Source organism: Kitasatospora nipponensis (assembly GCF_039528135.1).
Classification (GTDB): Bacteria; Actinomycetota; Actinomycetes; order Streptomycetales; family Streptomycetaceae; genus Kitasatospora; species Kitasatospora nipponensis.
Genome location: NZ_BAAALF010000345.1, coordinates 1 through 4,132 on the forward strand (window position 1 = coordinate 1; position 4,132 = coordinate 4,132).

Below are 4,132 nucleotides of genomic sequence, written 5' to 3' on the forward strand. Positions count from 1 at the left end.
TGAGCAAACCGCTCATGCAGTCCAGCCAGCCCACCCGACCAGCAACGAGCATCGACCTCGGACATGTCCCCACCCATGAACAACCCAACGAGCGAAACCCGACAACCGTCACGGTAAGCACCGTTGCAGTACTAGCTGTGACCGCATAGGTTCACCGGGTTGGGTCTCGGGCCGCGTGATTGTTCAGGGAGTCTTCGCGGTCGCCCAGGAGCGGAAGAGTGTGAGGGCCTCGGCGAGGTTGCCGGGGCCGCACCTGGCGTGAAAGACCTTCTCGGAGGTCCACACCCAGACCCAGTCGTGCACGCTGCGGTTGACGTCGTGGCGGGGGTACTCGTGTTCTTCCAGGTCCGTTTCTTCCAGGTCGATGGTGACGGTCCATCCGGGGTTGTCGAGCGTGGCGATCTTCACGCCCCACTCGTGCTCCCAGTCGTCGTTGCACTGCGCGGCGTACCAGTCCTGCAGCCAGTCGAGGGCATGCTCCGAGTCGTTCATGGCAGGAGATGCTAGGCGAGTCGCGAGTCGCGAGTCGCGAGTCGCGAGTCGGGGATCGGACGCGGCTGGTCCAACTGCCCGTGGAGATGCGATGGCTGAGCCGGTACGAGTCCGAAGACTAACCGACCAGGAGGGGCAACGCCTGCAGCAGAACGTGCGGCGGGGCAGCACCAGCTCGGTGCGCTACCGTCGCGCGATGATGCTGCTGGCGTCGGCTGGCGGGTATCGAGTACCGGTGATCGCCCAGTTGGTAGCGGCTGATGAGGACACCGTGCGCGATGTCCTTCACCGGTTCAACGAGATTGGCCTGGCCTGCTTGGACCCTCAGTGGGCGGGAGGCCGTCCCCGCCTGCTCAACGCTGACGACGAGGACTTCGTCATCGCGACGGCCACCACCCGACCGGCAAAGCTCGGACAGCCCTTCACCCGTTGGTCCATCCGCAAGCTCGCCGCCTACCTGCGCAAGGTCCACGGCCGCGTGATCCGCCTGGGCCGCGAGGCCCTGCGCTGCCTGCTCGTCCGGCGCGGCGTCACCTTTCAACGGACCAAGACGTGGAAGGAATCAACTTCGGGCCGCTCGGCATCCGCCCCACTGGCGGTTCCTGCTGGGCCGAACAGGGTCGGCCCGACCGCCTCCCGGCGACCTACCACCGCACCCACGGCGTGACCTACTTCCACGGCTGCTACTCGATCGGCGACGACAACCTCTGGGGCGTCAACCGTCGCCGTAAGGGCGCGGCGAACACCCTTGCCGCACTCAAGTCCATCCGAGCCGCCCGCCCCGACGGCGCCCCGGTCTACGTGATCCTGGACAATCTCTCCGCCCACAAGGGCACCAAGATCCGCCGGTGGGCCGGGCGAAACAACGTCCATCTGTGCTTCACACCGACGAATGCCACTTGGGCGAACCCGATCGAAGCGCACTTCGGGCCGCTGCGGCAATTCACACTGGCCAACTCGAACCACCCCAATCACACCGTCCAGACCCGCGCGCTGCACCGCTACCTGCGCTGGCGAAACGCCAACGCGCGCCACCCCGACGTCCTGGCCGCCAAACGCCGAGAACGCGCCCGCATCCGCAGTGAGAAGGGCATCCGCTGGGGCGGACGACCCATCCTCGCCGCGTGATCAAGCAACCCGGTGAACCTATGCGGTCACAGCACTAGCTATCAGGCTCTGCTGTCGCCAGGCTCGGGACGGCCCGGTGGCACCCCCTGCGGCTGCCACCGGGCCGTCAGAGGTCGCACCGCGCTTCAGGCGCCCGGGTGTTGCGCGAGCACGCCGCGCAGCTCGTCCGTCCACGTGCGCAGGATCTCTGGCAGGTCGGGCCGGTCCGGGTCGCTGATCCAGCGGGCGAAGGCGACCTTGAACACGGCGATGCCCGTCTCGGCGGCCAGGCTCGCGGCCGGCTCGGGAGTGCCGCGCTCGCGCAGGGCGTCGGCCATCGCGGCGGCGAGCCCGGCGAGCTTGACCAGTTCGCGTTCCCTGAGTTCGGCGTTCGCCGACACGATGGCGTCACGCACTCTGACCCGCTCGGGGTTCTCCTGGAACTGGGCGGCCAGGGCTTCGAGAGCGGCGCTCACCGCGTCCATCGGCGCCGTGCCGGCCGGCGCCGAGGTGACGGCACTCGTCAGCAGGTCCCGCGCCGACTCCGTGCCGTAGAAGAGGACTTCGCGCTTGTCGGCGAAGTGCCGGAAGAAGGTGCGCTCGGTCAGCTGGGCCCGCGCGGCGATCTGAGCCGCGGTGGTCCTCTCGAAACCCTGCTCGGCGTAGAGCGTCATCGCTGCCTGCGCCAGTCTGCCGCGTGCGCCCGGCTCCCATCTGCCCATGGTGTGATCCTACGTGATGACAGTGAATGACATCGCTGTGTATGGTGATAACAGTCACTGACATCAGTCGCTGACATCAGCGATCGGAAGGTTCTCCCATGCGGGTTTTCGTCACGGGCGCGTCCGGCTGGATCGGCTCGGCCCTCGTTCCCGAACTCATCGGCGCCGGTCACCAAGTCCTCGCGCTCGCCAGGTCCGACGCCTCGGCCGCGGCCGTCTCCGCCGCCGGAGCCGAGGTGCTCCGCGGCGATCTGGCGGACCTGGACGCCCTGCGCGCCGGAGCCACTGACGCCGACGGGGTGGTCCATCTCGCCTTCGGCCACGACTTCGCGCGGTTCGCGGCCGCGATCGACACCGACGGCCACGCCGTCGAGGCGATCGGCGCAGCGCTCGAAGGCTCCGGCAAGCCCCTGGTCATCGCCTCCGGGACGCCGGCGGTGCCCGGGAGCGTGGCGAGCGAGCACGACCAGAGCGCCCCCGGCTCGCCCGCGGCCGGCCGGGAGGCGACCGCCCGCGTGACTGTCGCCCTGGCGGACCGCGGCGTGCGCTCCTGCGTCGTCCGGCTGCCCCGGTCGGTGCACGGCGACGGCGACCGGCACGGGTTCATCGCCCGCATGATCGGCATCAGCCGCGCCGGCGGCGTCGCCGGCTACGTCGGCGACGGCACCAGCCGCTGGCCCGCGGTGCACGTGCTGGACGCCGCACACCTCTTCCGCCTGGCGCTGGAGCAGGCCCCGGCGGGATCGGTGCTGCACGCGGTCGGCGACGAGGGCGTGCCGATCCGCGAGATCGCCGAAGTGATAGGCCGCCACCTGAACCTGCCGACCGGCTCCGTCCCGGCCGAGGACTTCGCCTTCCTGGGCCGGATCCTCGCCGTCGACCAGCCCGCCTCCAGCACGCTGACCCGCGAGCTGTTCGGCTGGCGGCCCACCCGGCCGGGGCTCATCGAGGACCTGGACAAGGGCCACTACTTCGCCTGACCAGGCGGCGCCTCACGCCGGCGGCAGCACCCGCCGGCATGAGGCGCCCCTGGACCGCGCCACCACCGGCTCCGCCGACGGCACCCGAGGCCGATCGAATCAGTTGGACTTCCGTGCTGATTCATCGTCCGTTCATCTCGCCCCTTGCCTTCGTCTCTATGGCTGATCGGCAGCAAGACCTTCTGGACCGCGTGCGAACGGCACTGACCACAGCCGGCGTTCCGCTGGGCGATGACGCCCTGGGCCAGCTGCCGGGCGCGGTCGTGCGACCCACACCGTACGGCGTCTGCGTCTCCTGGCGAACCGTCGACGGCCCGCCGCCGAACCGGGACACCGCCGGCCGCGCGGTCGGCAGCACGACGGTGATGTCCCACGAGTTCCAGGCCACGCTGCACCTCGCCGCCGTCCTCGCGCACGCCGGCCGCCGCACCGACCACCTCGGCAACCGCGTCCTCATCACCCCCGCCGACCCGGCCCCCGCCGCCGAGGGGCCCTGACGGTCCCGGGAGCCTGGCGCGTCTGTGCGCTGCGGGGCGGTCGGCCTCAGAGTGCGTCCTGGGGGTCGGCCCGGTGCGGTCTCGCGGCGGGAGACGATGTCCCCTCGCACGGAATCGCCTTGCTGTCCCGGCAGCCGGTACGGGCCTGGAGGGCACGCGGGTTCGTCCCCGCTCCCTGAGTACTGCAACGGTGCTTACCGTGACGGTTGTCGGGTTCGATGCTCGTTGCTGGTCGGGTGGGTTGGCTGGACTGCATGAGCGGTTTGCTCACCGGCTCGCGCGGAGCGAGTCGCGGGAGTCGGCGCCGGCCTACATGCGAGGCCTGCCGGCGCCT

4 protein-coding genes and 1 pseudogene are annotated in these 4,132 nt (G+C 70.2%); 3 read left to right on the forward strand and 2 right to left on the reverse strand.

What is annotated here, in order from left to right:
- Positions 1-183 precede the first annotated feature (183 nt).
- Positions 184-492 carry an immunity 53 family protein gene (locus tag ABD323_RS39810; RefSeq protein ID WP_344446996.1) on the reverse strand — a complete coding sequence of 103 codons (309 nt, stop codon included), beginning with the start codon at positions 490-492 and terminating at the stop codon, positions 184-186.
- A 91-nt stretch (positions 493-583) separates the two neighbouring features.
- Here ABD323_RS39810 and ABD323_RS39815 point away from each other — a divergent pair.
- Positions 584-1,620, forward strand: a pseudogene (locus tag ABD323_RS39815) (helix-turn-helix domain-containing protein).
- Between the two features lie 125 nt (positions 1,621-1,745).
- Here the strand turns inward: ABD323_RS39815 and ABD323_RS39820 are convergent.
- Positions 1,746-2,321 (reverse strand): TetR/AcrR family transcriptional regulator, encoded by a 576-nt coding sequence (locus ABD323_RS39820; protein WP_344446997.1) that lies wholly within the window; start codon positions 2,319-2,321, stop codon positions 1,746-1,748.
- Positions 2,322-2,419: 98 nt separating this feature from the next.
- On the opposite strand from ABD323_RS39820, the gene ABD323_RS39825 reads away from it, so the two are divergent.
- A complete protein-coding gene (locus ABD323_RS39825) occupies positions 2,420-3,301 on the forward strand; it encodes an SDR family oxidoreductase (protein WP_344446998.1) in 882 nt (293 codons plus the stop codon).
- Positions 3,302-3,492: 191 nt separating this feature from the next.
- A complete protein-coding gene (locus tag ABD323_RS39830) occupies positions 3,493-3,798 on the forward strand; it encodes a hypothetical protein (RefSeq protein WP_344447000.1) in 306 nt (101 codons plus the stop codon).
- Positions 3,799-4,132: the final 334 nt, after the last annotated feature.